General features: G+C 50.7%; 33 protein-coding genes. 9 read left to right on the top strand and 24 right to left on the bottom strand.

The features are described 5' to 3' along the window. Positions 1-132: 132 nt before the first annotated feature. Positions 133-1,398, top strand: a complete 1,266-nt coding sequence (locus QQS14_RS01865; protein WP_285905190.1) for a replication initiation protein — start codon at positions 133-135, stop codon at positions 1,396-1,398. A gap of 13 nt (positions 1,399-1,411) precedes the next feature. On the opposite strand, the gene QQS14_RS01860 is transcribed toward QQS14_RS01865, so the two are convergent. From QQS14_RS01860 to QQS14_RS01805, 12 genes are all read right to left on the bottom strand, one after another. Next, complete coding sequence (locus QQS14_RS01860) at positions 1,412-1,936, bottom strand: hypothetical protein (protein ID WP_285905189.1); 525 nt, start codon at positions 1,934-1,936, stop codon at positions 1,412-1,414. After that, on the bottom strand, positions 1,936-2,724 hold the full coding sequence (locus tag QQS14_RS01855; protein WP_285905188.1) for a ParA family protein: 789 nt from the start codon (positions 2,722-2,724) through the stop codon (positions 1,936-1,938). Before QQS14_RS01855 ends, QQS14_RS01860 begins: the two co-directional genes overlap by 1 nt. A 607-nt stretch (positions 2,725-3,331) precedes the next feature. Further along, positions 3,332-3,997: a hypothetical protein gene (locus QQS14_RS01850; protein ID WP_285905187.1), complete on the bottom strand. Its 666-nt coding sequence runs from the start codon at positions 3,995-3,997 to the stop codon at positions 3,332-3,334. 59 nt (positions 3,998-4,056) lie between these two features. Further along, positions 4,057-4,773 carry a hypothetical protein gene (locus QQS14_RS01845; RefSeq protein ID WP_285905186.1) on the bottom strand — a complete coding sequence of 239 codons (717 nt, stop codon included), beginning with the start codon at positions 4,771-4,773 and terminating at the stop codon, positions 4,057-4,059. Position 4,774: 1 nt separating this feature from the next. Continuing rightward, positions 4,775-5,587 (bottom strand): PRTRC system ThiF family protein, encoded by an 813-nt coding sequence (locus QQS14_RS01840; RefSeq protein ID WP_285905185.1) that lies wholly within the window; start codon positions 5,585-5,587, stop codon positions 4,775-4,777. A 12-nt stretch (positions 5,588-5,599) separates the two neighbouring features. Beyond that, on the bottom strand, positions 5,600-6,292 hold the full coding sequence (locus QQS14_RS01835; RefSeq protein WP_285905184.1) for a PRTRC system protein B: 693 nt from the start codon (positions 6,290-6,292) through the stop codon (positions 5,600-5,602). A gap of 9 nt (positions 6,293-6,301) precedes the next feature. Beyond that, on the bottom strand, positions 6,302-7,447 hold the full coding sequence (locus QQS14_RS01830; RefSeq protein WP_285905183.1) for a hypothetical protein: 1,146 nt from the start codon (positions 7,445-7,447) through the stop codon (positions 6,302-6,304). 51 nt (positions 7,448-7,498) lie between these two features. Further along, positions 7,499-7,723 (bottom strand): PRTRC system protein C, encoded by a 225-nt coding sequence (locus tag QQS14_RS01825; protein WP_285905182.1) that lies wholly within the window; start codon positions 7,721-7,723, stop codon positions 7,499-7,501. Between the two features lie 12 nt (positions 7,724-7,735). Beyond that, positions 7,736-8,458, bottom strand: coding sequence for a PRTRC system protein E (locus QQS14_RS01820; RefSeq protein WP_285905181.1), 723 nt, complete (start codon positions 8,456-8,458; stop codon positions 7,736-7,738). 140 nt (positions 8,459-8,598) lie between these two features. Further along, positions 8,599-9,285: a hypothetical protein gene (locus QQS14_RS01815; RefSeq protein ID WP_285905180.1), complete on the bottom strand. Its 687-nt coding sequence runs from the start codon at positions 9,283-9,285 to the stop codon at positions 8,599-8,601. A 124-nt stretch (positions 9,286-9,409) separates the two neighbouring features. Next, positions 9,410-10,579, bottom strand: coding sequence for a beta clamp domain-containing protein (locus QQS14_RS01810; protein WP_285905179.1), 1,170 nt, complete (start codon positions 10,577-10,579; stop codon positions 9,410-9,412). A gap of 70 nt (positions 10,580-10,649) precedes the next feature. Continuing rightward, the gene (locus QQS14_RS01805) at positions 10,650-10,910 is read right to left on the bottom strand and encodes a hypothetical protein (protein WP_285905178.1); all 261 of its coding nucleotides are present in this window, start codon (positions 10,908-10,910) and stop codon (positions 10,650-10,652) included. Positions 10,911-11,205: 295 nt separating this feature from the next. Here QQS14_RS01805 and QQS14_RS01800 point away from each other — a divergent pair, with 295 nt between their 5' ends. Both QQS14_RS01800 and QQS14_RS01795 read left to right on the top strand, forming a co-directional pair. Beyond that, positions 11,206-11,682 carry a hypothetical protein gene (locus QQS14_RS01800; protein WP_285905177.1) on the top strand — a complete coding sequence of 159 codons (477 nt, stop codon included), beginning with the start codon at positions 11,206-11,208 and terminating at the stop codon, positions 11,680-11,682. Further along, the gene (locus QQS14_RS01795; protein ID WP_285905176.1) at positions 11,672-11,944 is read left to right on the top strand and encodes a hypothetical protein; all 273 of its coding nucleotides are present in this window, start codon (positions 11,672-11,674) and stop codon (positions 11,942-11,944) included. Before QQS14_RS01800 ends, QQS14_RS01795 begins: the two co-directional genes overlap by 11 nt. Positions 11,945-12,027: 83 nt before the next feature. Here the strand turns inward: QQS14_RS01795 and QQS14_RS01790 are convergent, their stop codons facing one another. Then, on the bottom strand, positions 12,028-12,474 hold the full coding sequence (locus QQS14_RS01790) for a hypothetical protein (RefSeq protein ID WP_285905175.1): 447 nt from the start codon (positions 12,472-12,474) through the stop codon (positions 12,028-12,030). Positions 12,475-12,590: 116 nt separating this feature from the next. On the opposite strand from QQS14_RS01790, the gene QQS14_RS01785 reads away from it, so the two are divergent. After that, complete coding sequence (locus QQS14_RS01785) at positions 12,591-12,866, top strand: HU family DNA-binding protein (protein WP_285905174.1); 276 nt, start codon at positions 12,591-12,593, stop codon at positions 12,864-12,866. 223 nt (positions 12,867-13,089) lie between these two features. Here QQS14_RS01785 and QQS14_RS01780 read toward each other — a convergent pair whose 3' ends face one another. Next, complete coding sequence (locus QQS14_RS01780) at positions 13,090-13,344, bottom strand: hypothetical protein (protein WP_285905173.1); 255 nt, start codon at positions 13,342-13,344, stop codon at positions 13,090-13,092. A 943-nt stretch (positions 13,345-14,287) separates the two neighbouring features. Between QQS14_RS01780 and QQS14_RS01775 the strand changes: the two genes are divergently transcribed. Together QQS14_RS01775 and QQS14_RS01770 are read left to right on the top strand one after the other, a co-directional pair. Next, the gene (locus QQS14_RS01775; protein ID WP_285905172.1) at positions 14,288-14,896 is read left to right on the top strand and encodes a hypothetical protein; all 609 of its coding nucleotides are present in this window, start codon (positions 14,288-14,290) and stop codon (positions 14,894-14,896) included. A gap of 44 nt (positions 14,897-14,940) precedes the next feature. Then, positions 14,941-15,213, top strand: coding sequence for an HU family DNA-binding protein (locus QQS14_RS01770; RefSeq protein WP_285905171.1), 273 nt, complete (start codon positions 14,941-14,943; stop codon positions 15,211-15,213). 132 nt (positions 15,214-15,345) lie between these two features. Here QQS14_RS01770 and QQS14_RS01765 read toward each other — a convergent pair whose 3' ends face one another. After that, positions 15,346-15,891, bottom strand: a complete 546-nt coding sequence (locus QQS14_RS01765) for a metal-dependent hydrolase (RefSeq protein WP_285905170.1) — start codon at positions 15,889-15,891, stop codon at positions 15,346-15,348. Between the two features lie 21 nt (positions 15,892-15,912). Beyond that, positions 15,913-16,380 carry a hypothetical protein gene (locus QQS14_RS01760; RefSeq protein ID WP_285905169.1) on the bottom strand — a complete coding sequence of 156 codons (468 nt, stop codon included), beginning with the start codon at positions 16,378-16,380 and terminating at the stop codon, positions 15,913-15,915. Positions 16,381-16,603: 223 nt separating this feature from the next. Between QQS14_RS01760 and QQS14_RS01755 the strand changes: the two genes are divergently transcribed. After that, a complete protein-coding gene (locus tag QQS14_RS01755; protein WP_285905168.1) occupies positions 16,604-17,581 on the top strand; it encodes a DsbA family protein in 978 nt (325 codons plus the stop codon). A gap of 36 nt (positions 17,582-17,617) precedes the next feature. After that, positions 17,618-17,893 (top strand): hypothetical protein, encoded by a 276-nt coding sequence (locus tag QQS14_RS01750; protein ID WP_285905167.1) that lies wholly within the window; start codon positions 17,618-17,620, stop codon positions 17,891-17,893. A 165-nt stretch (positions 17,894-18,058) separates the two neighbouring features. On the opposite strand, the gene QQS14_RS01745 is transcribed toward QQS14_RS01750, so the two are convergent. The 5 genes from QQS14_RS01745 to QQS14_RS01725 form a co-directional block, all read right to left on the bottom strand. Beyond that, positions 18,059-18,325 (bottom strand): hypothetical protein, encoded by a 267-nt coding sequence (locus tag QQS14_RS01745; RefSeq protein WP_285905166.1) that lies wholly within the window; start codon positions 18,323-18,325, stop codon positions 18,059-18,061. Positions 18,326-18,465: 140 nt separating this feature from the next. Beyond that, positions 18,466-18,804: a hypothetical protein gene (locus tag QQS14_RS01740; protein WP_285905165.1), complete on the bottom strand. Its 339-nt coding sequence runs from the start codon at positions 18,802-18,804 to the stop codon at positions 18,466-18,468. Positions 18,805-18,969: 165 nt separating this feature from the next. Continuing rightward, positions 18,970-19,527, bottom strand: a complete 558-nt coding sequence (locus tag QQS14_RS01735) for a hypothetical protein (protein ID WP_285905164.1) — start codon at positions 19,525-19,527, stop codon at positions 18,970-18,972. Positions 19,528-19,846: 319 nt separating this feature from the next. Continuing rightward, positions 19,847-20,788 carry a hypothetical protein gene (locus QQS14_RS01730; RefSeq protein WP_285905163.1) on the bottom strand — a complete coding sequence of 314 codons (942 nt, stop codon included), beginning with the start codon at positions 20,786-20,788 and terminating at the stop codon, positions 19,847-19,849. Between the two features lie 123 nt (positions 20,789-20,911). Next, positions 20,912-22,114 carry a type II toxin-antitoxin system HipA family toxin gene (locus QQS14_RS01725; RefSeq protein ID WP_285905162.1) on the bottom strand — a complete coding sequence of 401 codons (1,203 nt, stop codon included), beginning with the start codon at positions 22,112-22,114 and terminating at the stop codon, positions 20,912-20,914. A gap of 130 nt (positions 22,115-22,244) precedes the next feature. On the opposite strand from QQS14_RS01725, the gene QQS14_RS01720 reads away from it, so the two are divergent. Then, positions 22,245-23,264: an IS110 family RNA-guided transposase gene (locus QQS14_RS01720; protein WP_285905161.1), complete on the top strand. Its 1,020-nt coding sequence runs from the start codon at positions 22,245-22,247 to the stop codon at positions 23,262-23,264. 284 nt (positions 23,265-23,548) lie between these two features. On the opposite strand, the gene QQS14_RS01715 is transcribed toward QQS14_RS01720, so the two are convergent. The 3 genes from QQS14_RS01715 to QQS14_RS16590 all read right to left on the bottom strand — a co-directional run bounded on the left by QQS14_RS01715 (position 23,549) and on the right by QQS14_RS16590 (position 26,382). After that, a complete protein-coding gene (locus QQS14_RS01715) occupies positions 23,549-23,893 on the bottom strand; it encodes a helix-turn-helix domain-containing protein (RefSeq protein WP_285905160.1) in 345 nt (114 codons plus the stop codon). A gap of 1,138 nt (positions 23,894-25,031) precedes the next feature. Beyond that, a complete protein-coding gene (locus tag QQS14_RS01710; RefSeq protein WP_285905159.1) occupies positions 25,032-25,718 on the bottom strand; it encodes a hypothetical protein in 687 nt (228 codons plus the stop codon). Then, positions 25,711-26,382: an IS1/IS1595 family N-terminal zinc-binding domain-containing protein gene (locus QQS14_RS16590; RefSeq protein WP_425607903.1), complete on the bottom strand. Its 672-nt coding sequence runs from the start codon at positions 26,380-26,382 to the stop codon at positions 25,711-25,713. Before QQS14_RS16590 ends, QQS14_RS01710 begins: the two co-directional genes overlap by 8 nt. Position 26,383 lies beyond the last annotated feature (1 nt).

Raw genomic sequence — 26,383 nt, 5'->3', positions numbered from 1 at the left:
GAGTTTCTTTAAAACAGGCAAATTGAAATCCCTGACTTCCTGAAAATTTCCCTCTTTTCCGGCTTTCATATTTCTGCTAGAGAACTATTAGCTCAAAACAGGAAAACTTTCATCGAAAAAGGTGGGGTTGGAATGCCTACGAATACACCCTCGGAATTCAAGCACAAAAATCCCAACAAGGATTATTCTCGGATATTCAATAAAGTCGACGACGCCATTCGGTATCTCACTTTTGGGCCAGAATGGACAGCCTCCCACTTCAAGATTCTCGGAGTGTTGCAGACCAGGCTCAATTCAAGGGTGGACCACGATTTTCGTGTTGAGAAAATGTATCTCGACGAATTTGCTGATAAGTACATCAACCCCCAGGACACCAAGAAGGACATTCGGAGGTGCTACAAAGATCTCAAGGAGTTTGAGGGAGTATACAGTTCGTGCAAGGTCAGAGTTCCGTTGACTTCACGCAAGCCCCTTATCCAGCGGGTCATAAAGGAAATTCAGGCCGATGGTTCTGGCCTCGTCAGTAAAAAAGCCTTGGAGGACAACTCCGAGGAAGGGTTCTACTCGATCGTCGTTCTCGATTCGTTCGGGTATGTGCCCGCATCCAAGTCCGATGACGGGCGTGCTTACATCACCTTCTCGTTTAACCCCAAGCTCAAGCCGTGCTTTTTGCAAATTGACGGTCGACAGAATTCCTACACGGAGTTCATGATAGATCACCTCAACAGGTTTTGTTCAAAATATGCCTATAAGCTTTATGAGTTGCTCAAGGCGGATCTCATTCATGGGTTTCGCACCTGGCCAGTCGACAAGCTCAGGGAAAAACTATCCATCGAAGGCAAATACACTACGTTTGGAGAATTCAAAAAGTTTGTGCTTACTCCAGCCATTAATGATATTTGCGCTTTTTCAGATATTTTTCTGTACGTGAAAGAGGTCAAAGCCAGAACGAAGGTGGTTGCTGTCGACTTCAGTATTTTTGAGAACACTATTTATCTCAAGCAGGTTCCCGACAGTCAGAAAGTCCAGGACGTCAAACCTATTACTTCGGGATTCAAAACTTCCGAAGATGTGGTTTTGACGTTGAAAGAAAGATTTGATGAGCGCCTTCAGATTCGTTTCGATCGTGCATTCAAGCGATTTCCTAAAGCCAAACGCCAAGAGATGATTAATGCTTTTCTTGAGAAGTTGAGTCCGTTTCACAGAGAAAAGTATGATCCAGAGAAATTTCCAAATACTCCCCTTTTTGCCGTATTCCGTCAGGAGTTTAAGGACCAGTTGATCAAGCAGAAGAGGGTTTGGGATTTTGAATCGTTTGCAAAGGAATGTGGTTATGAAGTTGTGCAAAACAAAGACGGGAAGTTCAAATTGAAACATCCCGTCTTGACTGAAGAATAGCCGAGCTGCACGATCACATTTCTGACAACCTTTTCAGGATGGAGCTGGATTCTCCTTTCTGCCGAATGTCTTCAAGTGCATACTCCAGAATTCCGACAACCATGTTTCGATTGGCTGTATCCCGGGCTGATTTGTGGTAATGAACCTGCATCTCGTCTCCAAGGCGCTGGATCTTGTTCAAGACAGATCGCGGGATATAAATGCAGCCATCTCCATTGATTGCTGCGGCCGTCACGATGCTCTTTCCGAAGACGTTGTTTGGCCCCTTCAGTTCGATGGTCTCTTCCACGCCGAACAAACCGGACTTGCCGTTTTTTTCTTCTACGGTCAGCTCGGAAGGGGCCGGAGGTGGGCTGTGCTTCACTGGAGGCTTGGCAACCGCCTCGGGCTTACCTTTTTTAGGAGGAACCGGATCGGTCTTTTTTGTCTGATTTTCATCATCCTCACCGAACAGCTCGTCTGCCCCTGCCTCAAGAGCCTTTTCAGCGTCCAGGGGGGGAAGTTCCAGTTTTTTTCTGTCCTTCTTTTTCGCCGACATCACCTCACCTCCCGGCTCATCACTTTCTTGACGAAATTCATGTAGTCTTCCGCGGAGTCGTCGTTGGGCTGATATTCCCAGATGGTCTCACCGTGGCCACCACACTCGGCCATGGCCGTGCGCTCACGAATGGGCTCACAAAACTTGTCTGGATAAGCCGTCTTGAGATCTTCGACAATCCCCTCGCTTTCTCGTGTGTTCTTCTTCCGAGTGGGCAGGATGTAGACCACCTCAAGCTCTCCCTCCTTCCTCTCCTGGACCTTCACCAGTTCGTCCTGGAAGTGGGAAATGCTGTAGGCGGCCGACGAGCTGGTTTCCACGGGGAAGACCAGCTCTGTGCCCCAGAACAGGGCAATGGCCGACAAAGGAGTCCACGAAGGGTTTGTGTCCATGATGACGTAATCCATCGCAGAGTCTTCAAAGAATCCCAGAGCACGCTGCAATGATCCTTCCCAGTCTCCGGTACTGGCAAGCTGGAACTGGATTGGCGTCAGGTCTCGACTGCCCGGGATGAGAAAAAGGTTGGGGCGTGCATACATAACGAGGTTTTTGAAGCGTTCCTTGTTGCTCATGCCTTCGGGCCAGCCGGATCGGATCACTTCAGAAAGCCTGATCTTGGGTTTTTCCTTGTTCACCAGGCCGAGCCTGACAGTGCACTGTCCCTGAGGGTCGAGGTCAATCAACGTGACCTTTTTTCCCATACGAGCCAGGCCATCGGCGAGATGGATTGAGGTCATCGTTTTTCCGACCCCTCCCTTCTCCAGATAGACAACCACCCTTCTCAACATGGCCCCTCCTTCCCAAAAATCAATTTTTGCCTTTTTCGATTAATCAACTTCTCAAAAACTCCTTAACCACAAAAAACAAAAAAAGCAAGAATAGAAAAATCAAAAAATGGAAATATACAAAAATTGAAAACAACAAAAATCAAGAACCCCATTTTTCAGAAAACGGAGTTCTTGAAAAATTTAGGAATTGGGAAATTGATTTTGTGAAAAATGACGAAAGCGAAAAATCAACAACTTGATTTACAAATTTATCGGGAAAAAGATTTATCGAAAAATCGAGTTTTTATAGCGCTAGTATTTTGAAATAATATGTTTTTTGAGAAATCAGTTTTTCAGACCGCCGAAAAGTTGGCGTGCCTCAACCTCAAACAGAGCATCATCAAATGAGACATAAATGTCGTCGCGTTTGAAGTCGCCGCACTTTCCCCTCAAATAGAAAAGAGGGACGCATTCTCTAGGTTCTTTGGTTGGCTTGCCTGATGTCGAATATACTACTCTGTCGACAACAGCGCTAACAACCGACCAGACCGGGCTGCCTGGAGTGGGCTCGTGGACCAGAAACACCTCGTCCCCTTTTAATGGAATTTGTCCCGAAAAATGATTCACTTTATCCCTCACAACTTTCCGTAAAACGTTTACGGTCTGTTTCTCGTTTCAAATATTTCTCCACCTGCTCGTTTCTTTCCCGATCATCTTTCATGGCCACCAGGACTTCTGAGCCGTCCTCGTCTATAAGATAGCGATTCCAGCTCCCGTGGCCGTCAGTGTCATCGATGCGCTTTTCAACGATGCTTCCGGGGCGAACGGTGTATTTGCCATGAACCCTGACGCGACCATGGCCCAGGTCTGTCCACTGCAGCTTGAAGAAAAACCTGTCGACCTTCCCATCCTTGATTCGGAGCCTGGCAGCATACGGAGCAGCCTTCCCCATGCCGATCTCGTCGAAGGAAAACATCTTGTCATCAGGTCGTTGCCGGCGATTCCGTTGCTCATCATTGATGCGGGACAAAAGCGTGCCCAAGGCTTCATCTGTGAAACGGTGGAGGTCGACTCGTTTAGCATCTTCCGAATCCAGAAGAGGCATTCCCACGCGATAGTTCTTGGAAAAATCGAAAGCATGAGCACGACAGTAGTTAAGCCGACGAGATCCACTGCCGGTCATGAGGAAGACGCGGAATTCAGGATGGGCCGCGCAGCCAGGTGCGGAGCATTTTTCAATCCCCGGAAACCTGAGCTTACTGATTCTGTGACCCCAAGATTTATGCTCGGGCATGGCTCAACCTCCTATTATCGGGAGATTGAAGGCCCTATACGAAAAAAAGAGGGGGGAAATTAAGGCAAGAGGGTGCGGAAAAAGTCTTCGGCTTCGTGCATTGACATGCCGCCGAGCTGCAAAGCCACGACCGTTGACAGTTTGGGGTCAATGCCCCTTTGAGCGCACTGCTCTTGGGTGATGACTTCCCATGATTCAGGAAGAGGCTGTTTGCGATACGGAAGTTCAGGCCAATGCCAGAGGGCCATGCCCTTGCAGAGTTTGGCAACGGCCTCGGAATATGATGTGGCCTTGCTCCTATCCAGATTTTCAGAAGGAGAGAGGGTGTTGGCTGGTATCAAGTCGGGATGCCCATGTACCTTCACCCATTCGATCCCAAAATCATCAATCGTTGAGGACAGGACTACAGTTTTGACAAACCACTCAGTTCTTTTGGCGCGAACCCGATCACCACGCTCGAAATGGTGATAGTCATGATCCCAATTGACCGGCACCTGAATAGCCTGAGAGGTCATTGAACCAATGACGCGCCAAGCCTCATGAAAGGTCAAAAAAAGATAGTTCGGATGAAAAGAAAACCACTGCCGGTCAATCCGCAGGCGGTATAGGCCGAACAGAGAAACGTGTTGTCCGTAATTTTCAATCACCTTCGGAACATTCTTCCAAAGCTTCGCAGGGAAAAGCTCGAAGACTGATAGGTGGATGGGTTTACCACCTTTCTCCGGGTTTTTCCGGTTCGCCTGGAAGATGAATTCTGGTTGCCTTTTTTCTGACATGCTACGCAGCCTTGTATCCGAACCGTTCCCACGTTGCAAAGTTGATATGCAAAGGACTTGCGGTGAACTGGTTCACGCTCATAAAGCCGCCATGAATCTCGATGTATCCCTGACGGAACAAGGTCCAAAAAAGGTCCATGCCCAAATTGGCAAGGGTTGAGTTCACGAACAGGTCTTGCTTTTCAAGAGCCTCGCGAGTGGAGCAGGACGGAAGATCGGCCTCGTCGTCCATATCAGCAATGTGAGGGAACAGATCAAGAACCGTGGGAAGGGAGTCTACAGCGTCTTCCAATCCTTCTGGCTGCGAAACGGGCTTGAGTGTTCCGAGGATTGCCTGACCGCTTTTTTTCCTGTTCCCAAAATCCAAGTGATAGGTCGGCTTCTCGTTGTCAGGTAGGGCCGAAATCCCAGACAGGATTTCAATTCGTGCCTTGGCCGAATCGACACAGGTTATGAGCATGTCCACATAACCCCAACTGATGCCGCCTATGGCCTTGGGAAGGTCTTTTTCGAGACGGATGGGGTCTATGGTCCAGTCTGTTCCGAAATATGCGTTCAGGCGCGAAATGAGGATGCTCGCCTTGTTCTGGCCCAAATCGCCAAGGCCGAAAGCCTGTCGTCCAATGTTGGTTTCGGACACGGTGTCGTCGTCCACCGCGACGATATAGAGGCCGGGGTGTCCAAGCTGGCGAAGGGAGTGGGACATCTTGGCTAGATTGGTCAGGACTTGTGACCCCGTTCCACCGGCCCCGACGACAACGATGGTGACAGGGTGGACCGGGTTGAGAAATTTCTGTTCGATGTAGTGGCGCATGATCGTGATCTCCTAGAAACCGCTGGCTTTCATGAATTCGCCCACGTTGTGATAACCGCAGGGCAACAATTCGTCCTTGGGAAAGGGTTTGTCCGTACCAACAAGAGCAGCCCACATTTTCGAAATGGACCCGGACTTACAGGCTGATTCATTGGCATGAGAGAACTGTGAATTGAAAAATCCATCTTCAGCCTTTTCGATAATCTCCCGGTAAGTCCCTTCGGTCTGAAAGTCGGCCGAGCCCATGCACATGCCACCATGACTTCCCATGAGATTCCAGAGGGGCAATCTGTACAGGCGGGTTTGCTCGGTCGGAGTGCCTGTCTTTTTGAGAGCAAACGCCTTGAGCGTGGAGTCCTTGAGAGCGAAGAGCAGGGCGGGGAAGGGCGCAATGCCGCTTTTGATGCCCACACATTCATGGACATTGAGTTGCCGCCTTGCTGCCTTGACCCACCAGAGGATGTCACCGTTGGGCCGAACGGACAGGACGCGCTTGGGGAGAAGGCCACCGCGTTGGGTAATGACGTTCTTCCCCAGATCGACGATCAGTGCCTTGATAGCCTCGTCGCTCATTGACCGGCCTTCACCGAGGACCGGGCGATTATCCTGAATATGCAGGTCATGTGTCCTCAGATGGACGTTGTTGGCCTTGTTGCGGTATATGAAAATGGCCTGTTTCGGGGTGTAGTCGCTGAATGATTCCATTTCTCTCTCCTAAGAACAAAGTTCGCACAGATCACAGGCAACTTCACCCAAATTGTACAACATTCTACCTGTTTCCGACACCTGTTTCAGAGAAAAGAGGGCTTCATCGAGACTCCCTTTCGAGAGTCGGATTTGGACTGTTGGTTCGAAAAATCCCTCATTATAGATCTTGTCCCGAAACATGTCATTCATGAAATCCCAGACTTCGTTTTCAGCATTTCCCACGGCAAAATGCTCACGGAAAGACATTTTGTATTCGTCCATGTCGTCGCAATCATCGTCGCATTCATCGGCATCAGCGTTGAACTGACCAAGATCGCCCAAATTATCGATAGCAGACAAAATCTTTCTGCCCCAATCCTGCCAGAACAAGTCGACGCCTTCGCTTGCGATATATGTTTCAAACAGACAGCGGGTGTTGTCGGAAAATTTGGTCAATTCCTGGTGAAAGGCCCGTTGCTGTTGTATCCTCGGCTTAATCTCTTGTAGAAATATTTCCGGTTCCTCGTCTTCCTCAAGCCACTCTTCCTGATTCTCCAAATACCACTCCACCCAATCATCCCCATCCTCAAAACCGATGGTCTTGAGGAGAGCCATGCCTTGCCCGATGAATCGACATAAGCCGTAATCAGCGAATTCGTATTTGTTCAGAATTTCAAGGGGGACGATGTACATGTCGTATTCAAGAAATGAACTGTACGACAGAGCCAGATCAATGCTGTATTCCTGCTCGTTGAGGCCTATCTGATAGTTGAAGCGGTTATCCTTGGCCCAAGCATGAAGTTCCCGCCAATAATGTATGGCGATCTCATGTGCGATTGTTACGACAGGCCAATCCCTTTCCTCAATCCCGATTGATTGCAAACAAGGCCAGAGGTCGGACAGAAAGCGTTCCGGGGCAGGAATGACCTTGGAAAGCCATTCCTGCTCACGGCCCACAGTGTGCGAAGAGAGAGATATGTCCAGAGAGGATATATCGGGGAGGGCTACAGAAGCGGAGCCAGGAGCGAGGACGGAGCCACCGTCCTCTTCCTGTGTTTTGCGCCAGACCGGACCAAAGAGCCGTCCGAACTGATTAGCGCACGACTGAACAGGTTGTGACTGTCCTTCATGCAGTCCGACAGGTTCCCAAGCTCTTGCGGTCGCGTTTCGCATCGCCCTTCCTCTCTCCAAGCGTTGATAAGTTCCGTGGTGGTCGGCATGGGACTATCCCTTCACGCCGACCTTTCCGGCTGACATGGTGAACACCTGTGCATCGGCGGTCAGTCTCGGTCCTTCCACCTTGGAGCTTGCCAGTTCAGGGTATTGCTGGAGAAGCATGTCTTTGACTTCCTCCGGTCCAAGGTTGGGAAACGGGTCATCCAGAACGATGGTGTTGCCGCCGATCTTGATTTCAAACTTGCGGGGCAGAGATTCTACTGCGAGAGCCATTTCTTTTCTCCTTTAGCCCAAAAGGGACAGGGTCTTTGCGACGAGGTTGAGTTCCTCAAGGCTTTTGCCGGTGATCTTGACGAGCCGCTTGCCTATCTGGTCCTTCTGCCCGGGGTCCGTTTCGGATTTGAACCATGCCGACAGGGGGCCGGTCAGGGTTTCTGCCAAGTCCTTGCCGTTGATCTTCTTGATCTCCTTGGCAATGGCTTCGGCGTTGGTCAGGCTCATTCTGTTGGTCAGGGCATCTTCCAAGGTCGGCAGGTTCGCGTCCTTGATCGCGCTGAGGAAGTTGCCGTCCGAAGCGGGGACATGGGTCAGGGTTTTGACCTTTTCTTCGTCCACATCGCCCTCGGTTCGGTCCACTTCGGGAGTGGGGGTGGACTTGGAGCCATTCTTCTTCTTGGCATCAGCCTTGTCCTTCATTTCGGCCAGCTTTGCGTCGAAGGAAGCCTTGGCCTCGGTGACGTTGCTCTGGAATCCGATCACGGCGGGGGTGTAGTCGCGCACCGCATTGATGAACTCGGCGTCGAAGTCCTCAATGGACCCGGAAAGCAGGAGCGGGGTGATGTTGTTCACCGTGACGCTTTCCTTGTCGTAGGTGGACTTGCCGGGAATGGTCACATCGGTGATGGGGAAGACGGGCAGGATGGAAGCGTTCAGCTTGCCGTCCTTCGCCTTGAGCGTGATTTGCAACGTGCCGTTGGCGGGAATGATTTCTTTCAATTCTGCAAACATGGTTTCTTCTCCTTGAGGGTTGATCGATGCGTAATTTTATCAAACTTTTGCCTACTACAATAGGCAAAAATTCAAAAAGCAACAAAAACCCCACATGATTGTGTGGGGTTATTCGTATTTTATGGGGAGTTTTCTGAGGACTATTCGCAGAATCCGTCTGCGGGACGGGCGTTGTAGAAGTAGCGTAAAGTTCTTTTTCCTGTGCTGTTGTTATACCTGACCATCATGCAGTCCGTGCAGCTTGGCTGAGAGCCCCAATAGCATCTCTCGTCCGATCTGAGGGTAACTTCCTCTATCCCCTTGATAGGCCCGTCCGTCCGGTCGATTTTTTCAAAGGCATCCTGCGCGGTAATGTGTGTCGGCATGGGGTGGATGTTTTTCAGGGTTTCATCGACGGCAAGATTGAATTCGACTGCCTCAATTCCAGCCAGGTCGTAATAGACATACGAAACTTGCAACGAAATCTCCGCTCGCCTGGGGGCATGCCAATTGCCATACTTGTGCGCCCACATTTCAATCGTAAACGACGATTCCGGGTGGTCGCCAGAGTTGTATTCGGGAAATTTGTCGATATGCGTCAAACGCCAACCGGTTGTGGACAGGGCAGAGAAAGGGGATTCGTTTTCGGGGAACCTCGCAAGGACTTTGACATCAAGTCCGAGAAGTAGATTGCCTTCAGGGATGACGAACTTTACTTGTCGATACTGGCCATGATCCGCGTCACCTTTCACTGAAAAAGTTTCCTGTCTGAACCAAACCTTGTCTGCCTTCAGGGTCAAATCCTCTTTGACCTCCGCAAGTGCGGCGAAGGGAATCACAAGAACCATGAGTATTATGAATCGGAGTATTCGCATAGAGCTTCTTTGCCTTGAAATTTTCTGAGTGGCAAGTTGAAGGCCCCCTCTGAGGAACGATCAGAGAGGGCCTTTCGATGACTGGCACTGTGCTTGGTTAGGCCGCTTCTTCGCAGTAGTAGGTATCTTTTTGAACCATCATGGGCATCAGGATCGTTTCGACTCCGTTATCCAGATCATCCATGCCGACGACGAGGCAAGGGCTCTCCGACCCGGTGATGGTCAGGCACACCTTGTTTGAGGAAAAGGTGTTGAGTATGCAGGACAGACCAGCAGCGGGGAAGCTGATGGGGGGAAGGGTGCCGTCGACCGCGACTTCCAGCGGCTCCACTCCGTTCCCGGTTTCCGAACCGGAGTTGAACATGATGAATTCCCCGGTCTTTGTGTCGATCTTGAAGAGGACTTGCCGGTTGTTATCGGTGGCGAAGATCGAGAGGCGATTGATTGCGTCAATCATTTCGGCGCGGTCGCAGATCAGCTTGACCGGCTTTTCGCATTCTTGGACCCTGGCAATGAAGTTGCCATAGTGGGGGTATTGGTAGCTGGAGAGAAGCATCGAAAAAGTGGTGACGATGCCGTCCACGGACTGCCGGAAGAAAATCCTTTTCTCGTCGAAGGCGTATTCCGTTTCCTTGCCGTTGCCCAACCACCCCTTGATTTCCTGAAGGCCACGAAGACCCACAAGGGAGTCGCCATTGAGGATGTTGGTGAATTCCGTTTCCTGAGAGACGCGGGCGAACTGATGTCCGTTGAGGCCGACCACGCTCAACCTGTTTCCTTCTCCGCGGAGAAGGACGCAGGAGATTGCTTCCAGTGATTCCTCGGAGGACACATACGGCTTCACCTTGTCGAGAGCCTTGGAAATGGCATGCTCCTCGTCGAGGAAGGCTTCCTCTTCGGGGAAGGGGGTTGCGTCGAAAAATTCCGGGTGCTGGTTGGAAACAGGAAGCTTGTACCTGCGACGACCCTGCGAAATGACAAGTTCGCTGCGTTCACCGGTTTCAAGGGCAAACGTGATGTCCACATCCATGGGGAGCTTGGACAGCACGTTGTAGATGGTCTTTAGGTCGACGCAAGCAACACCGAATGTTTCGACGGTTGCGGGAATCTTGGCCGAACAGAAAACCTTCATGTTCGCGCAGTTGAATTCGATGGAACCGGCTTCGGTGGTCAGGCGGGCCAGATTGAAAGGGTCACGCGGAGCGATCAGTCCGAGGCATGCCTTCATGGTGGTGACAATCTTGTTGTTGATGACGGTGAACTGCATTTGCTTCTCTCCTTGGAATGGTTGGTTTTAGCTAAACTATTTTACCAAATAACAGCGCCTAAAACTACAACTAGGCCGCATGTTTCTGTTCTTTTTGCGGCCCGACGAGCGATACCAGCTTGAGGTATGCTTCCTTCGCGTCCTGCGGGTTGGCCATGACAAGTTGCGTGGCCGTTTTTTCGATCATCTGCTGACGGCCAATTTCAATCAGCCACCCCCGAACATCCTTGGACGTAACCTTCTTTATTCTGCCGTTTTCAACGATCCGAAAGATGGTGTTTTTGTCGTCGCCCTGGGCCAGAGTTTCGAGGAAAAGATTGAGTCCCTGCATGTAGTCTCCGCGGATTGTGGTTTTAGGCTTTGCGAATGGCCCAGCGATTCGGGCCAATGTGATCGATGGACACCTTTCCGATGGCTCTGAGGACACGGAAAGGGAAGGGGATGGAATCAAGTCTGAATGTGACCCCTGAATCCAGGCCGCGCAGTTGATTTCCAAAGGCTCGGCAAATGATTCTTTTGAGCATCTTTAGTCGGTTCTCCTTGCAATTATCTTGATATGACAGTAAGTATGACATTGACCAGGTAAAACGAATCGTCGTGTCATACATTTTACCATAATCAGACGCATGCCGGAACCGAAAAGAAACAAGGAACGAAAAACAGTCACGCTGCTGCCTGCGGTTTGCGCCGCGATAGAAAGTCGGGTTCTTCCGGGGAGCAGCTTTTCCGAGCGGGTTGAAACCGATCTCGCGAGATATGATCGCTTGATTCTGGAGGGAATGGCCTTGCTTCGAAATGCCATGAGCGCAAACGAAGTTTTGTACATCCTCCAAAGACTTTTTGCCGTGAGGATATCAAATCGAGAATTGCGCCTTTGGGTGCATCACGGTTTGCAAAGCCGCATATACGATCCTTCAGCAGAGGATGTGTTCGATGATGAGTTTCAGATTGATAGGCAAATTCTCTGCAAAAAAATTGAAGGGCTTTCCGTTTGGGAACGTCTGGTCCTGATCGAATACATTGAACAGGTTTCCACGCTCCCAAGTAATGAAGACAAGATCAAGGCCGTGTGCGAAAAGTTTGGAGGTTCCGATGCAATATAAATCCGAGATTGCCCGCGCCGTCGAGTACCAGGCAGAATTGCAGGCGGCTCTTCTCGGTGGAGAGTGTGGAAGGCTGCATAAACCCATCTCGGTTTTGCTCGTTCTGTTTCAAAAAACTCTGCGTGGAGAGAAGGGGGTTTCGGTCAAATTCTTTTTGTCCAGGGCCGAAAGTCATCTCCAGAATATTAAGAAGTACCGGAAGTCGGGAGGGCAGGGCGTATTGCCCGGCGTGGCCACAAGACGTCCGGCCAGAAGAGTCTGATATTCCTCATGTAGAGGAAATGCCTGCGCCAAATAAGGGTAAAAACCCCGCCAAGAGCGGGGTTTTTACGTGGAAATCATCATTCAGGTTAATTGTTCTAGTTCGTGATCCGGAAATGTGGCCAGTATATCCAGACATCCGCGGCTTGTTGTAATGGGGGCACTCAGCGTACAAACGGTCAGGATTGCTTCCGGGATTCGGATGCCCCAAAAAAGAGTTTCTGGGGTGGCGTCTTCCCTTTTAATGGAGATATGGCGTTCGCCGTAATTAATCCAGAAGTGTCGTTTGGCGATGCGTTGTTTCGTCAAATAGAAGCCTTCCCAAAAGTTTAGCTCCAGGGACTCATCCAACAGTGCCGCCAGCGCGAGTGTTTTTTCGAACAGGTCCACTTCGTTACAAGGGCCTTCTACAAACTCAAGGGAATGCGCTTTTGCCTTATCCTCAAATATTGCCTGCGGGTCAAAAAAACGACTCCTCTGGGTAGACCTGATCAAAAATGAAATCTCTAGTGGCATTTTAGGGTTTGTCATATGGAGATTATATCTCCAGAAAAGCGGAGTAGCAACGGTGGTAGCAATAAACTTCTCACTGTTATATAATTCTTTCTGTGTGTGTTCAGGTGCAACTCCATACCGGGAGTATTGTGTTGAAAAAAAACGAGCTTATCAAGGAAGTGTCGAAGAGCGCAGGTATCAGCCTCATGCAGGCGACGTCTGCCCTTGACACAATCATGGTTGTCATCAGGCAGGAGCTCATCGGCGGAGGGGCGGTGCGGTTGGCCGGAATTGGCACGATTTCAACCGTCCCCACCAAAAAGCGAATGGGCAGGAATCCCAAAACCGGTGAGGCGATGGAAATCCCGCCCGGGAGAAAAGTCCGATTCAGTGTTGCCAAAGAGCTGAAGAACACACTCAATGGCTAATTGGATCTAGAACTGAAGAAGGCTCCAGGGGAAACCCCGGAGCCTTCTTGCTTTCCAAAAGCGAAGGCCTCCTTGCGGGGCTAACCACACCCCAGAGGCCTTCAGGAGAGAAACAACACAGGATAATCTGGGTGTTTCTGGACCGACACTAAACACTGTGGTGCATATCCGTCAACAAAAAACCCCGCCAGAAGCGGGGTTGAAGGGCCGGAGAGGCGGGCGGTTAAGCCGCTTCCCAGATCGTGTCGTCGGCGGGCTCCACATGTGCCGCTTCGTTGGGCTTGGAGGGGAAGAAGGATATTCCCTCAAGGGCAAACGGTGATCCTTCCCCCATTAGCATCTCGACGGAGATCCCTTCCGATTCCAGAACTTCGTCACGAACCGCCTTGAAATCGAAGTTGTTCAGTGTCTCGAACTTCGTTCCGCTCCTGTGCTTCATGCCAGCTACGACTTTTGACAGTGCTTCATAAAGGCCCATGTTTCTCTCCTCGTTAAAGGTTGATTGGTGACGAGTAATTATAGCAAATTTGCTCGGTAATGTGGAGTGTTAAGCTGTTTGTGCGCAAAAAAAAGCCTCGCCCGGAGAGAGGTAGGCGAGGCTTTTTTTAAGTTGGTCGACGAGCGGAAATTTGGGAGAAGGTTAGAGAGAGGATAACCTTCCCCCGGATCAGGTGGAGAGAAACCTGAATCGAAAAGTGCTTCCCGTCCTCAGGGGGATGACCCGTCAACAAGTGACGGGTCATCCCGAGGCTTGGGGTGAGGAGGTGAGGGGAATGTGTTCGGGCCTTCTGGGGTCAAAGGGCGGCCCATGCTCCCTATGGAAACGTTGGATACAGGTTGCCATGGATTCCTGAATCCGCTTCGTTCCCCTTCAAGTTTGTTACTCCGCTCCGGAGCGAAAGATCAAGCGGGAGAGGATTCTGTGCCCCCTGCTTTCAGCATCGAGGCGCATTCTGCGCTGCGTGCTGTCCCTCAGGGATTATCTGTCTTGTGTCGTCAACCATATTTTTCGGGGCTGTGGTGGCCGGGGGAGTATTCCCCGGCCAGTTTCAGGATCGGCTCAATCCTACTCCGTCCAGTTCGGAGCGGTGCTGAAAGGATTCCTGTCTCGCATGAACATGGTGTTTCATGAGGTATTCCTTTGCCAAGAGTGTGTGTGTTGGCCTCAGCCACCACAGACCCGAAAATGTCAAAGAGCTTGTCGGTCTTGCGTCCCGGATTATCGGCCGGCGCTGCCGCAGTTCAATTATACACCCTCCCGGCGACCTCTGACAATATGAAAAGTGAAAAAATGGCATAGAAAGTGAAAAATATATTTTCACGACCTAAGTATGACGGTGGTTTTTTGTCCTTGACATTAATTTTTGTCAGTGTAAAAAATGGCTAACAAGTGACAATTAATTAAAAAATGTCAGGTGTGCATGGACCCGCTTTCCTTTTTCTCCACATCCAATCGCAAGAAAATTGCTGCCTACCTCATTGAGAAGGGCAACCACCTGACGACGTTCAAAAAAATTGAATCGTCAACAGGCGTCATGTACAGGACGTTGCGCGATATCCTGGGGAAAGCTGAAGCTGCCGGATTCCTCGAAAAGGAAATGTTGACCGGTGATGACGGCAAAGGAATCCGGATTGAACTCAAACGGCCCATGCTCGATTGCCTGGACGAGCTGCGCTTGGCCTGCCAGCCAACCTCCACCCCATTATCCCGAGACGAAACGGTTGCCCGGGATTTGCTGGAGTTGCGCGACGAAGATTACAAAAAGCTTTGGCCGAAGCTGTTTGATCTAGGATGGACTCCTCGCTTGACCGGCGTCCTGATTTCCCGTCTGTCCACTCGCGGAATTCCTGTGGGAGGGCTGCATGCATCGTTCGATCACATGGAGCACATCCTGACCCAAACACCACCCAATAAGCCCAAGAAAGAAATCCTGATGAATTTCTTCAGAGGTCTTGATGATAAAGGTTATATCGCGATCCCTCCCGGCTTTGTCCCGGATGAGGTTGCGGATATCGTAGGAAACGACTAACCAAATACCAACCGACGCTGGTTGGTGAAACAAGGAGATTTGTCATGAACAAAAAGGAACTTATTGCGGCAATGGCTAAAAAAACCGGTGGTTCCAACGCCGACGCCCTGCGGAATCTCGAAGCCCTCCAGGACGTCATCAAGTCCGAGCTCGGAAACGGTGGCAAAATTTCCCTGACCGGCTTCGGCTCTTTCAAAGTTTCCGAGCGCAAAGGACGCACCGGTCGCAACCCGCGCACCGGCGCCGAGATCAAAATCCCGGCCTGCAAGGTCGTTCAGTTCTCCGTCGGCAAGGAACTCAAGGAAGCTGTGAACTAGCCCTGGGCTGGTTGATTGGTGAAAAGGAAAGGCCCCCATGTGGGGGCCTTTTTGTTGGCGGTCGTAGGAGCACAACGACCGCCTGGTCAGGCTTCTTCGGAGAGGTGCTTTCTCCGGAAGCGGGGGGTGCTTCTATAAATTCCGAACTATAACCTCTTTCAGCTCCCAATAGACATTTTTGGCCTCAATGATTGTGGCACCGATATGAAGATCCGGAACAATCCCCCAGAACAGGTATTGAATTCCGACAGCCAGTCCGCATAGCAAAACAAAGGAATACGTAAAGAAATACTCAGCCACGGTGCCGGTCTTGAACCAACCGAATCCGAATTTCTTCCTGAGACTCCATGGATATATCGGGCACCCGCCCGGAGTGAACATGTCACCCAGAACATGTAGAGCTGAACCGGCAGCGATGCCCATCAGGAATTGACCGTATAGGGTCCGCATGAAGTCCGGATAAAACAGCATGCCCATGAAAATGACCACGTATGTCCATGGCCAGTGGGAAAAACCGCGGTGGACACGGAAGAAAAGGCGCTCCGAGCCCCCCGAAAGAAAAGCATCCATTTTGTCAGGGTAAAGACTCCCAAACGAGATGCCGGCCAGAGCTGGAATGGGAGCATTGGCCACGACGCCCAGGGCGACAGCAAAGACCGTGTGGTTTCTATATTTCAACGACGTTCCCGATCTTTCCCGTTAGCAATCCCGCTCCACGTATGCTTGAATTCGAGCATACGCTTTTGGAGGACATATTTTGCCGGCCAAAAAGCCTGTGATCATCACGCTCGGAAATTTGTACATCGTCTCCATGAAAACACAGGCAACGCTGCTGGCCAAAAAGAGATTGCCAAACAGAAACGAGCTCTCTTCAATCGCGTAGTAGAGCATGGTCAAACCAAAAATCAGGATGTACCCCAGCCAAGTGCTCATCCTGCGGATCTGCATGGCACGCCCGAAGGCAATCAGCATCATCACATTTGCTTTGGATGCAGGCCGCTCCGGCTCCAAGCTCGTCTGAAGAGCTTCGACGATTGCCGTATCCACCGCGAAGATGGTTGCCTCATGGCCACAGGGGAGTATTTGCCCAGGTTCAACAATTCCTTCGTAGACGGAGTTGCAGATGGTGCATGTTGAGACAGAGGTGATTTTCTTGAGAGGCGGCATAATGTCCTTGTTGTTCTGGGTGAATTCGAAACAATCCCAACGCTTCAGCCATCACCCTAGTTTACCTTGTCTGTCTCTTTCTTCTCATGCCTGGACAAACAAAAAAAAAGGGCTCGGCAAGTTGATTTTATCACGGGGAGCTGAACCTTCGCAAATTAGGTGAGATGTTTTTTTGATTGGCTAGGGGCAAAACATAGAGGTGAAATACAACAAGGAGTCCCAGATGATTTCGATTAAGCCTTATGTCCTTTTCCTCCTCTTGGCAGCCGTGCTTGTTGGCTGCAAACATGCCAATGATCCCCAACCTGCGACTGTCCCTTCTCCCGGGGAAGTCATTTTGGACGTCGGCGCAGTTCAAAAGAACATGGCCCAACAAATTAACAAGGTCCTGGCCGCAAGACAGGATGCCCTCGCAGCCAAAACCCAAGAGCCGGTTCCGGATATTCTGATAGGCAGAAATTCCATCACCATCAAAGAAGTCAAGCCCCTGATGATCGGGTCCACGGTCCTCTTTGGGGTGACTGTTCACGTGGCCGGGGTCGCAAGGTATGGTATCCCGGAAAATTCCATCTTCACGACCGATTCCACCGGTACCCTGATTATGCCGTTTGTGGGCATTCTGGCCTCTGGCGGTGATGCCATGTTCAGCGCAGAAGAAAAACAGCTCGTGATGCAAAACTCCATCCCCAAGGAGCTGGCGTCACTTGCCTTTAAGGGAACCGGACAGACCGATATCGTGTTCCTCACTGACCCCTTTTGTTACTACTGCAAAAAGGGATATCAGTTCCTTTCTCAACACCTGGATTTGATCGGGGAATTCAATGTGGCCCACATGCCGTCAGCCGGAAGTCCCGGAAGTGCCGCGGCCACTTGGGTCATCTGCTATGCCATCGAGCAGGGCTTTGATGTGAAAGATGTTTTGGAGTTCACCTATGGCGCGCTTGAAGCGCCCAAGGCAAACACCATGAAGGCCGTTTCTCTGCTTGTCCTCGGACAGTATCAGAGGCAGTTCCCGACCCTATTCAAAGGCACGGCAGAAGCTTTCTACACATTGCTTGATGCAAAATATTCCCAGAAGGTTTCCACGAATGCCCAAGCCCTCAACAATTTGGGATTCAATGCGACTCCCTTCTTCCAGGTCAAAGGCACAGTCCTGCGCGGCTTCAATCAGGACGCCTTGCAAAAACTCATAGGCGGTTAACGGGCGCTCCCGCCCCCAAAAGATATGGAGAAAAGTATGCGTGCTATTCTCGGATTGCTTTGCATTTTGGTTTTTTCGGTTTCCCCTGTGCGGGCTCAGGGCGGAGCTACTCAACCGGCGAGCTCCCCGCAGACCCTCATGGAGGCTCAGATGCTGGTGGCTGAAAAACTTGACCAGCAGTTGGAGGAGTTGCAAAAGATGAACAAGTTCTTGGAGGTGCTTGTTGTCCAGCAGGGGCAGAGCGTGCTTTTGTCCCGCACAACCCCTTCCTCTTCCAGGAAGGATTGTGAGGGCGGGGTGTGCACCGATTAAACCCCGTAGCCCTTTGAAACAGAAAGGCCACTCCTGTCACAGAGTGGCTTTTTTTTGTTCCCTACCTTCGATTTTGGATGTCCAGTGCGCGCCGCTAACTATTCAATATTGCTCTAACTAATTGAGCGACAGAAGCCAACTTCCTCATTTTCTGCGCACCTTCGGTCATTCGGGGTCCCTTTCTGAATCAATAGCCAACAGTTTAAGATCGCACTCCTCAAGCATCATATGAACCTGCGTGAAACGGGCATATACAGCTTGTGCAAGCTCAACTCCAAATCTGTAAATGTCGTCTTCCAAGTCTTCCACTTCTTCCATTTCGGGCCGGGTCAATTCTCGTTCCTCGATTTGTCGCGGCAGCTCTAAGCGATGCTTTTTCCTCTCCAGTTTGAGAATTTCAATTGCCAAGTTCACCAGCTTGTACTCGGTCATTAGCCCTCCTATTTTTGTGGGGCAGATCAGCCCGCCCGTAGATTGTTGGCAGCGAGCGGGGCGTTTTTTAAAGTGCATGGAGCAAAAAAAAACAGCGCCGTGATGACGCTGGTCTGATGGGCAACTTAATTATTTGCCTTCTAGGATGGTTCGCATCCCTCCTCAGTCTGGGCCGTCTGGTTGGCAACCCATTCCCAATAGCCAGAACGGGTGTCGCCGTTACCAACTGCGTACTGCCAGTCGGAAACGGTGTAGTCGGGGTGTTCTTCCCACGGGTCGTTGGTTTCAGTTTTGGCATCCGTGATCTTCCGGGCCATGTCGATGAGGCCGTTGACGAACTGTTCGGCATCGTCAGGATCAACGTCAGCCGGGTCCAGCTCCGTGCCGTACTTCTTGGAATTGGCAAGCAGATCCACTATCTGAAAAGCCCTGTCCACTTTTTCGGATGCTGCCATGACGGAAGCACTCTTTGAACTCATTGTTTCTCTCCTTTGGTTGGTTGTTGCGAAATGACGCATTTCGCCTCGCCTAATTATACACAATTTCCGTTGCGGCAGTAAGGCCGGTAGAGAAAAAGCACGAAAAAAGGTGAACCGAAAACCGGCCCACCTTGATTCGGATTATTTGGATCGAAAGTCTCTCGCCTATCTGGCCTTTGGTGCGGGGTAAGTCTCTTCGACCCATTCCCGCATGCCTTTTTCCCCCATGTGGGAAAGCAGGAATTCCACCTGGGCATGCAGTCCCCCATTGTTGATCTCTGTGGAAATTTTGCTGACTATCTCGTCAACATCGAAATCAAGATCATTTTCGTCAAACCCCCGGTCGCAGATGGTCTTGGCAAAGGCGGCGACAAGCTCCTCATCGGTTTTCTGGCGATTCTGCCAGTTGGAGTATTCCCGCTGCACGGTTTCAGGATCGGTCAGCGCCGATTCCATGTGCAGGGCGCATGTCTGGCCGCTGGCATCCTTCGTCACTCCGGCATGGCTGTCGTCCGGCACATCGTAATCGACGATCAGAACCTCCACCGGCAGATCGCTGAATACTTCGGCCACGCCGTTTTCACCGACCGTGACCACAACCCTTGGCGTGGCCACGTTGGGTTCAGGAAGCTTCTCTGCGATGTTTTTCAGGACACGAATAAGCTGAGGAATCTGCGATTCAAAGAATCTGTGGCCCATGACGGTTTGGTGGAACTGGATCATTGTTTCTCTCCTTTGGTTGGTTGAAAGCTCTTTGAAATTATAGCATTTTTCACAAGCCAAAAGAACTCATTTTCTAAGAAACAGGCCAAGTGAAAAGGCCACCCGCTCAAGCAGATGGCCTTTCGTTTCAGCTATGGGAAAGCCTACTTCACGATCCAGTTTTTAAACTGCTCCTCCCATTCCTTTTTACTGAGCTTGAGAGGGTGCTTCCCAGGATCGGTTTTGTTCGATTTCGTCCAGAATCTTACGAAGGACTCAATGCGTTGCAACTCGGTTCCAATCCACTTTTCCAAAGGAATGGATTTGGTCATGGCGTAATCTAGAACGCACCAAAGATGCTTTTGATGCTTCTGACGGTGCGCCCGAGGCTTTGGGCAGCTTCTCCAGTCGTTTTCACGGCCTCGACCGAATCCTCCACGGAATTGCCCTCTTCATCCGTTTCAGATGTTCCGGTGCCCTTCTGCAAGTAACTCGGATACTCCTGAACGATTACGGGCTGGGCCTTGGCCATAGGGCCGGGGGTTGTGCCAGAGAAAGAACCGTTTTGACCGGGAATAGGCCACCATCCACGAGCAGGAAACTCCACATTTTGATCGTAAACTCCGGCTTCCATTTCGGCAGAACCTACGATGTACTTGATTTCCTTTTCATCAAGCCAGAAAGGATCACGAGGCCGTTCTCCCACGAAAGGATATCCACTGGCTGCGAGCTTGCCTTTGTCGTAGTTGACGTCTCTGATATGAATATCGTGAACGATCTGAAGTGAAAGCTGGCCATCCCATGCAGGGTCATGGTTGGGGACAAATTCAGAGACTTGAGCAATGAGATCGAGACTGTCTCTCTGCCCGGGAGCGAGATCAACGCTTTGCCGCCCATAAATACTTTTGATTTGCCTTCCGGTGCTATCCCGGAAGTCAAAAAAGATATTGGAAATTGTCACGTTCACGGCGCTGGTGTTCACTACACCCAGCTTTATCAAAATAGAGTAGTCGTCAAAGGTGTTGCCAGCATATCGGAATTTGCGATCTTTCGTTTTTTTCCACACGACATTCTCAACCGTCAAACGGACACCGTGATAGGTGTTCAGGGCGTTGGTTCTGGCAACGGCAACTTTTTGGGCCCAAGCCTCGATGGACGCTTTGTAGGCTTCGGTTTCGTTTGCGTATTTCGGGGCATTGTCACCTTTTTCCTGATTGGCGAAGCAGGGGATGGAGACAAGCAGCAAGAGGGCCACTACTCCAGTCATAATCACACGATTCATACCTTCCTCCATTCTATGTGGATTATTTTTAGTTTCGTCAAAACGCCATATCTCAATCCCTTCGATTCATCAATCTTCGGCGCAGAGACCCATTCCTCCCTTGCCCCTGGATGAACTGGCTGGCTATTTCAAGGCACGTTGGTAAGATTCCTCCAGCATTTTGAGCTTGTCCACCTTTACCCCGGCAGCCTTGTTTTCTGTTATCCACTCATCCTGGACAATTTGAGTCATGTCCTTGATGATGTCTCTGGCCTGATTCAGCTTCAGAGAGAAATCCCCGCACCTGGACAGGGCATTATCCAAGCTCGCCCTGGCTCCCATCTTCCCAACCACCAACGTCAGCCGATTGGCCTCGTCCCCATCCCTCATGGGTTGCGGCACAATGTCGTAGGCAGGCGAAAGGCGCCATTGTCCGGCAGCTCGGTCGAGCAGGAAGGCATGGTTGCGCAGATGATCATCCCAGTTGTTGACCAGGATATTGAACACCATCCGGCGAAACATCTCTTCAAGGTCTTTCTTGATGAATGATGGTATTCCAAATTTTCTGATGGCCATGGCCACGTCGCCGTATGCCCCCTTTTGTGGGTCGTCTGAGCCTATGAGGCTTGTGGCCGAAAGCATGTGCCTGCGAATCTGTTTGTCAGCCTTCTCTGTTCTGTCAAAACGCTCGATGAGGAAAACATCCCTGCCTCCTACATCGAGAACTTGGCAGGAGGGAACCACCACGCCGCATTTGGCGGCCAGTCTCATGGCAGCCAGCTCGATCCGGCAAGTCGGCAGTATCTCAAGTTCTTTTGAAAACTTGGCAATCCATTTTTTCCCGTCATAATCAACGAGGGCCTTTGGCTGGGCTCCGCCGACAGGAGAGGACCCGCGCAAAAAATATCTTCGCTGGCTCGGGGAAAGTTCCTCGTGGTTCAGTATCTTGTCCACGGCATCAAGCATGGCAGAGAAGTCCAGGTGTTCTCCCGGAATGTGTTCAGGTCGCCAAGAAGGAAGATTTGGGCGAGGCCCGTCGAGGTCAGCACCAAACGCCAGGGCTCCAATCCGGTTATCCTGATCGTGAGCAGTAAGATACTCAAACTCAGTGGGAGCTAGGCCGTGTTCCTCGGCAGCCCGATCAAGCAGATGACGGCCCCAGCTATCCGGGCTGGCATCCTGGAAAACCCGAAACACCCCTGCATCCTGATAATCCGTCTTGGCTAGAGGGAGTTGCAGCGGGTCTAGTGGAGCGGCGTTTTTCCTTTCAAGATAACGACGGCCATAGGAAAATTCTGACACAACAGCATCGTTGGTTTGAGTCATGGTCAGCAGGCCGACCGGCACGAAATCCCCATCAAGGTAATGGGATGGACCCGCCCCTTGATAAGCTCTTTGGCTTTTCACCGGGGTCAGCCTAGGCTGCCACCAAGCTTGTACATGACGTAGCAAGCTTAAACGTAAGGAAGCGGGTCCAATGAAAGACATTACCACCATCGGCATTGATCTGGCAAAAAACGTTTTTCAACTTCATGGCGTAGATTCTGTCGGTAAAGTCGTATTGAAAAAGCGACTTACTCGAAACAAGTTCTTGTTATTCTTTGTTAACTTAAAGCCTTGCCTAATTGGCATTGAGGCCTGCTGTGGATCTCACTTTTGGGCTCGAGAATTAGAAAAGTTGGGGCATGAGGTTCGTCAGATGCCGCCTCAGTATGTCAAGCCTTACGTCAAGACCAATAAGAACGATGCAAATGACGCTGAAGCTGTTTGTGAAGCTGTGACTCGGCCCAATATGCGCTTTGTTCCAATAAAAAGTGAAGAGCAACTCAATCTCCAAGCTCTGCACCGGATCAGAGAACGACTGGTTCGCGGCAGAACTAGCGTGGTCAATCAGGCCCGAGGCTTACTTCTTGAATCAGGTATATCCATACCACAAGGTGTTCGTTCAATTAGAAAGATGTTGCCTGAAATTGTTGAAGATTTGGACAATCGTCTGACTTTGCTAGAAAGAGATTTCTTTTCAGATCTTTATACTGATCTTTGTGATTTAGATGAAAAAATCGAAAAGTATGAAAGCCGTCTACATCAGCTTTGTAAACAGTCCAAAGAATGCCAAAAGTTACTCACCATCCCCGGAATTGGTTTGCTGACAGCTACAGCTCTTGTTTCAATAGTTGGAGATCCGAGTGTTTTCAAAAATGGTCGGCAGTTTGCGTCCTGGCTTGGCCTAACTCCAAGGCAACACTCTTCTGGGGGGAAAGATCGATTGATGGGTATTAGTAAGCGAGGGAATTGTTACGCAAGAAAACTACTTGTTCATGGAGCACGCAGTGTTGTGTATCGATGTCAGGGAAAAATCGATAGCAGAAATCGTTGGGTTGCCGACATTGTAGCTCGGCGAGGAACAATGAAAGCCGTGGTAGCTCAAGCCAATAAGACAGCACGAATAGTTTGGGCAGTATTGACTAAAGACGAAGAATTTTATCAAGCAGCATAACCAGAGAAGTTATTTCCGTAAAAGATGCCCAAGAGATAGCTGACGGCAAACAGGTCAGACCGGCTTTCGAAGAACCTGGTATGTCCACGGACTAGAAAAGTCGATAAGGTGATAAGGATCGAAAGCGCGGATTCCCATCAAGGCCAGAGCAACAAAACGCTCATAAACAGGCCGGATATATGACTGCATCTGATTCAGTTTTGCCTAAAAATATCTCTTGCCATCAGGGCGGGTCCATATATGGAGATAAACATATGTCTGGTCTGTGGGCATGGTTTTGTCCCCTAGAAATCAAGATTCTTAGAGCGAGAGCGCTTCTGGACTCTTTTGACAGGTCTGGCTTCTTCGAGTGCCTTTCCAGTTGAATCGGTATTAGGGTTGGCCAACAGAGTAATGTCGTCAACAAGCCCAAGAACGTCGAGAGCCATGGCCAATACGCTCAGCCCAACCGTTGGATCTCCCTTTTCAAGTTTGCCGATTGTAACCGGGCTCACTGACGTGCGGAGCGCCAGGTCTTTTTGAGTGATCCCCCTTCTGGTTCGGGCCTTGCGGATGTTCCCTCCCATTTCGGCAAGCCTGTCTCTGGCTGTGGTGGTAAGGGCATTCGCTGCATTTGATTTTTGGGGCATGGGAACCTCGTAATCCAAAGTATTCTGTTTCTAAAGCCCAACCTAGATACACCATACTGTGCTTTTTTCTCAAAATCAAGAGGTGGGGCGTGACTTTCTTTGAGTTTAGCCTTCTCACCAAAACCCCTCTCTATTAAGAAATGTGCGCTTTGCTGTTTGTCTTTAACGGAGAGCCTTGTGATGTTTAGTGTCGAAGATGTTGCCTATACGTGGTTTTAAAAATTCTTGGCATGTTGCAAAATTTGCCTTTGTAGGCTCGGTTGAATGTGGTATAATTAAATTGCCGAAAGGAAAACAAAATTTAGTGAAGGAGGTGATGTCTATGAACACTTACAAGAATGAGCCCAACATCTAAAAATATGGCCTCGGCATCGGCAAGGGTGAGATTTTTAGTGTTGTCTTGCCCGATTGGCCAAAAAACACTCATGGACATATTCCCACAGGAGGCGCGATGAGCCAATACCCGTCCGGATTCGTCTAGGTACTCTAGCCAGCAGTAGGTAGTGAGGCGGCCCTTCACAGAAAGTCAAAGCCGCCGTATTCCGGCAATCAACCCTGGAGAAGCCATGCAGAGAATTCGAGCCCCCGACCAGAGCTAAGAGCCTGCAAGGCACGCGAAGAACGTGCCTCTATAGAGAACGCCCCCCGGTATCTACACTCAACCGGGGGGGCGTTTTTTTGGGTTAGGGGTGTTAGGGGATTGTCGCGGACGATTTCAACCCACACGCCCGCGAAGGGCGCGACTATCCATGCTCAAGGCGCAGGTGGCCCGGGCGGCTGTATAATTCATATCATCGTTCAACGTACTGATTGAGCAAACGTTGCCGCAATCTTTGGGGCGTGCTTTAGACTATTTCGCCGCTTTCTGCCAACTTCTGTGTGGCCCACTTCCTCCCTATGTTGATTGCAGCGTTTTCGTCAGCGTGCATGACATGCTGGCAGTCCGCATATGGGCAGTTGTAGCAAATTTTGCAACAACTGCCGCTTCTACTTACGAGGGTAAACCCTAGCCGTTTTGTGTGACCGCAGGTTTGCGCTCTGCTGATGGTGAGAGAAAAACTCGCACTCCTGGTGCGAGAAATTGGCCGGGGCTTTCCGTGTTAAAGCAACACGTCGAGAGCCCAGGGAAAGAGCCCATCTAGCCAGCAATTTCCCCTGGTCTGTCGTCGGCTCGGTCTTCACTTCCAGGAAGTTCAATTTCCACTCCAAGGTGATCCGCGACGGCCCTGGCAATCTCTCTGACCCCGATACGCTCTCCTCTTGCTGTGACAGCCATCCTGCCGCTCCGAAGAAATCCACGATCATCAAAGTTGAGAGTAGTGTCCACTGCCCGCTTTGCCTTCCTGGGCCGCGCTACCGGAAGGGCAAACACTCGTTGCTGTTTCAGGTTTCTCAACCCGTGAGGGCCGAACGCGACACGCAAGTGTTCCGAACTCACCCGGTGCAGCGGCACCCTCTGGGCATCCATTTCCCCGTCCGAGTTGGGAGTGATCACCTCAATTTCACCAGCCGCGAGCAGCTCGTCCTGTTGGTTGATGGGCAGGGCCGCCATTTTGTTGAGAAGCATGGCTTTCCCCGCGAACCGCACCACTGCCTCGGCGCGAAGGCGGCCGGAGGCAATGGCGGGGAGGTAGGCGGCCAGGCCGCTACGAAGCTCCGACATGTCTTCGCCACGTCTTTCAAGCTCCTGCCAGATCCTCCCCATGTACTGGAGGGTCTCGGCCGTGATGGTGACAGCCTTCGCCAACTCCTCCTTCAACTGCGTCGTACTGGCCGAAGCCAATTCGGCCACGTCCTGAATATTCCAGTTTACGAGTTCACTCATCAAATTTCTCCTGAATTTTTGTGCCAACGGAAAGCAGTTCTGCCAGTGCGCGGCGGCGACGGTATTCAGTCAGGCGATCCAGATACTTCTGGTGGAGCTCTGGGTTACTGCGCAATTCCTTGTGCCATTTTTTGCGGTACGCCTGGTTTCGTTTTCTCGCTGACTCCATCCACTTATTCAGCTCATCGGGAGACATTTTATCAAGTCGCTCTTTTCGTTGTGCTAGAACCCTTTCCTTGTTTTGAGCATACCAGAGTCGGGCCTTCTCCCTACTTTTTTCGTGCTTTTCCGGGTCGCTCCTGATGCGCTCCCACTTGTTTTTATGCTGACGCGCCATCGACTCATCAAATCCTGGCCGCGCCTTGGCTTGTTCGTGTCGTTTTCTGTTCAGATCGGGGTCCAATGCTACACGCCTGTAGTAGTGTTCAAGCCAGATGTCCCGACGCTTCTTTTCCCAACATGTTTCGGAGCAAGTATTGCCGTTCAACCTGTCACGCGGAATCTCTGCGCTGCAAATGACACAGAATTTGGGCTCCAGGATGAATATCTTCAGACAGTTGTTGCAGCGGTAGCGCTGCCTTCCTTCGCGATCTTTTCCAATCTTTCTAGTTGGGTGACTATCACAATGTGGGCAAACAGGATTGCCTTTGTTCGGAAGCGGCATG

This window comes from Pseudodesulfovibrio pelocollis (assembly GCF_030282845.1).
GTDB lineage: Bacteria > Desulfobacterota > Desulfovibrionia > Desulfovibrionales > Desulfovibrionaceae > Pseudodesulfovibrio > Pseudodesulfovibrio pelocollis.
Note: the sequence above shows the minus strand (reverse complement) of the source record. Positions and strands in the feature narration are given on the sequence as shown.

Bases quoted from the DNA above. Each gene is read 5' to 3' on its own strand.
- QQS14_RS01865 (WP_285905190.1), top strand. From the start codon at position 133: ATGCCTACGAATACACCCTCGGAATTCAAGCACAAAAATCCCAACAAG.
- QQS14_RS01860 (WP_285905189.1), bottom strand. From the start codon at position 1,936: ATGTCGGCGAAAAAGAAGGACAGAAAAAAACTGGAACTTCCCCCCCTG.
- QQS14_RS01855 (WP_285905188.1), bottom strand. From the start codon at position 2,724: ATGTTGAGAAGGGTGGTTGTCTATCTGGAGAAGGGAGGGGTCGGAAAA.
- QQS14_RS01850 (WP_285905187.1), bottom strand. From the start codon at position 3,997: ATGCCCGAGCATAAATCTTGGGGTCACAGAATCAGTAAGCTCAGGTTT.
- QQS14_RS01845 (WP_285905186.1), bottom strand. From the start codon at position 4,773: ATGTCAGAAAAAAGGCAACCAGAATTCATCTTCCAGGCGAACCGGAAA.
- QQS14_RS01840 (WP_285905185.1), bottom strand. From the start codon at position 5,587: ATGCGCCACTACATCGAACAGAAATTTCTCAACCCGGTCCACCCTGTC.
- QQS14_RS01835 (WP_285905184.1), bottom strand. From the start codon at position 6,292: ATGGAATCATTCAGCGACTACACCCCGAAACAGGCCATTTTCATATAC.
- QQS14_RS01830 (WP_285905183.1), bottom strand. From the start codon at position 7,447: ATGCGAAACGCGACCGCAAGAGCTTGGGAACCTGTCGGACTGCATGAA.
- QQS14_RS01825 (WP_285905182.1), bottom strand. From the start codon at position 7,723: ATGGCTCTCGCAGTAGAATCTCTGCCCCGCAAGTTTGAAATCAAGATC.
- QQS14_RS01820 (WP_285905181.1), bottom strand. From the start codon at position 8,458: ATGTTTGCAGAATTGAAAGAAATCATTCCCGCCAACGGCACGTTGCAA.
- QQS14_RS01815 (WP_285905180.1), bottom strand. From the start codon at position 9,285: ATGGTTCTTGTGATTCCCTTCGCCGCACTTGCGGAGGTCAAAGAGGAT.
- QQS14_RS01810 (WP_285905179.1), bottom strand. From the start codon at position 10,579: ATGCAGTTCACCGTCATCAACAACAAGATTGTCACCACCATGAAGGCA.
- QQS14_RS01805 (WP_285905178.1), bottom strand. From the start codon at position 10,910: ATGCAGGGACTCAATCTTTTCCTCGAAACTCTGGCCCAGGGCGACGAC.
- QQS14_RS01800 (WP_285905177.1), top strand. From the start codon at position 11,206: ATGCCGGAACCGAAAAGAAACAAGGAACGAAAAACAGTCACGCTGCTG.
- QQS14_RS01795 (WP_285905176.1), top strand. From the start codon at position 11,672: ATGCAATATAAATCCGAGATTGCCCGCGCCGTCGAGTACCAGGCAGAA.
- QQS14_RS01790 (WP_285905175.1), bottom strand. From the start codon at position 12,474: ATGACAAACCCTAAAATGCCACTAGAGATTTCATTTTTGATCAGGTCT.
- QQS14_RS01780 (WP_285905173.1), bottom strand. From the start codon at position 13,344: ATGGGCCTTTATGAAGCACTGTCAAAAGTCGTAGCTGGCATGAAGCAC.
- QQS14_RS01775 (WP_285905172.1), top strand. From the start codon at position 14,288: ATGGACCCGCTTTCCTTTTTCTCCACATCCAATCGCAAGAAAATTGCT.
- QQS14_RS01770 (WP_285905171.1), top strand. From the start codon at position 14,941: ATGAACAAAAAGGAACTTATTGCGGCAATGGCTAAAAAAACCGGTGGT.
- QQS14_RS01760 (WP_285905169.1), bottom strand. From the start codon at position 16,380: ATGCCGCCTCTCAAGAAAATCACCTCTGTCTCAACATGCACCATCTGC.
- QQS14_RS01755 (WP_285905168.1), top strand. From the start codon at position 16,604: ATGATTTCGATTAAGCCTTATGTCCTTTTCCTCCTCTTGGCAGCCGTG.
- QQS14_RS01750 (WP_285905167.1), top strand. From the start codon at position 17,618: ATGCGTGCTATTCTCGGATTGCTTTGCATTTTGGTTTTTTCGGTTTCC.
- QQS14_RS01745 (WP_285905166.1), bottom strand. From the start codon at position 18,325: ATGACCGAGTACAAGCTGGTGAACTTGGCAATTGAAATTCTCAAACTG.
- QQS14_RS01740 (WP_285905165.1), bottom strand. From the start codon at position 18,804: ATGAGTTCAAAGAGTGCTTCCGTCATGGCAGCATCCGAAAAAGTGGAC.
- QQS14_RS01735 (WP_285905164.1), bottom strand. From the start codon at position 19,527: ATGATCCAGTTCCACCAAACCGTCATGGGCCACAGATTCTTTGAATCG.
- QQS14_RS01730 (WP_285905163.1), bottom strand. From the start codon at position 20,788: ATGAATCGTGTGATTATGACTGGAGTAGTGGCCCTCTTGCTGCTTGTC.
- QQS14_RS01720 (WP_285905161.1), top strand. From the start codon at position 22,245: ATGAAAGACATTACCACCATCGGCATTGATCTGGCAAAAAACGTTTTT.
- QQS14_RS01715 (WP_285905160.1), bottom strand. From the start codon at position 23,893: ATGCCCCAAAAATCAAATGCAGCGAATGCCCTTACCACCACAGCCAGA.
- QQS14_RS01710 (WP_285905159.1), bottom strand. From the start codon at position 25,718: ATGAGTGAACTCGTAAACTGGAATATTCAGGACGTGGCCGAATTGGCT.
- QQS14_RS16590 (WP_425607903.1), bottom strand. From the start codon at position 26,382: ATGCCGCTTCCGAACAAAGGCAATCCTGTTTGCCCACATTGTGATAGT.